1 protein-coding gene and 1 pseudogene are annotated in these 1506 nt (G+C 61.8%); both read right to left on the bottom strand.

The genetic code is table 11. The annotated features are described in order from the left end of the window. Nucleotides 1–55 precede the first annotated feature (55 nt). The gene (locus HX846_RS26450; protein ID WP_008438985.1) at nucleotides 56–955 is read right to left on the bottom strand and encodes a PA4780 family RIO1-like protein kinase; all 900 of its coding nucleotides are present in this window, start codon (nucleotides 953–955) and stop codon (nucleotides 56–58) included. Between the two features lie 151 nt (nucleotides 956–1106). Further along, nucleotides 1107–1506 (bottom strand): annotated as a pseudogene (locus HX846_RS26445) (acetyl-CoA C-acyltransferase); the annotation flags it as partial.

Here is a 1506-nt window from a genome sequence, read left to right as displayed (position 1 = left end):
CAGCGCTTTCGCGAGCAAGCCCGCTCCCACATTTGGATATCCACTCGCCGTTGGATCACTGCATCCAGGGCGGCGGTGGCGGCTCTTCCGACGCCTTGCTCGGTGGCGCATCGTCTGCCGCGCGAATCGCCTGGCGACGCTCTTCATCGAGCCGCGCCGCTTCGATCTCGCGGATAACACCGCCCACGTCAGCCAGCTCTTCCGGTTCGTCGAACTCGCCGGTCAACACACTGGCCGGGTGCAGAGTGCCGGCTTCATACAGCGCCCACATCTCCTTGGCGTACTTGGTCTTCTTCAATTCCGGGGCAAAGCGCCCGAAGTAGGAAGCCATGTTGCCCACATCCCGTTCCAGCATGCTGAACGCGTGGTTGTTGCCCGCGGCATCCACCGCCTGAGGCAGGTCGATGATCACCGGGCCCGTCGGCGTCAGCAGCACGTTGAACTCGGAAAGGTCACCGTGCACCAGGCCGGTACACAACATCAGCACGATCTGGGTAATCAGGAAGGCGTGGTATTCACGGGCCTGGTCCGGCTCCAGCGTCACGTCGTTCAAACGTGGCGCCGCGTCGCCGTATTCATCGGCCACCAGCTCCATCAGCAGCACGCCTTCGAGGAAGTCGTACGGCTTGGGCACGCGAACACCCGCACCGGCCAGGCGAAACAGCGCCGCTACCTCAGCGTTCTGCCAGGCGTCTTCGGTTTCTTTCTTGCCGAACTTGGAACCCTTGGCCATGGCCCGGGCCTGACGGCTGTTGCGGACCTTGCGGCCTTCCTGGTATTCGGACGCCTGACGAAAACTTCGTTTATTCGCCTCCTTGTAGACCTTGGCGCAACGTAACTCGTTGCCGCAGCGCACCACGTAAACAGCTGCTTCTTTACCACTCATGAGTGGGCGCAGCACCTCGTCGACCAGACCGTCCTCGATCAGGGGTTCAATGCGTTTAGGAGTCTTCATCAGCTTTTATTGTGGGTCCTTTATTACCAAACACGCGTATGGCACTCGTTATACGGCAATCCTCTCGCCGCGGGGAGAGGGTACCGACCTTTGACCGCTTAAGAATGCATCCAATATGCCAAATTGACCGGCGGCCCGATCATAGCCGAGATCAGCGCTCAATAATCGCGGTGACGCCCTGGCCCCCGGCGGCGCAGATCGAGATCAGGCCCCGGCCCTTACCGGCTGCGTCCAGCAGCTTGGCCAGGTTGGCGACGATACGCCCGCCCGTGGCAGCAAACGGATGGCCGGCGGCCAATGAGCTGCCCTTGACGTTCAAGCGGCTGCGGTCGATAGAGCCCAGCGGTGCATCCAGCCCCAGGCGGGTCTTGCAGTATTCCGGATCTTCCCAGGCTTTCAGCGTGCACAACACTTGGGCAGCAAAGGCTTCGTGAATCTCGTAGTAATCGAAGTCCTGCAGGGTCAGGCCATTGCGGGCCAGCAGTCGCGGCACGGCGTACACCGGCGCCATCAGCAGGCCTTCGGCGCCGTTGACGAAATCCACCGCCGCC

This window comes from Pseudomonas sp. K5002 (assembly GCF_013386655.1).
Classification (GTDB): Bacteria; Pseudomonadota; Gammaproteobacteria; order Pseudomonadales; family Pseudomonadaceae; genus Aquipseudomonas.
This window is presented reverse-complemented; position numbering and strand designations above follow the sequence as displayed.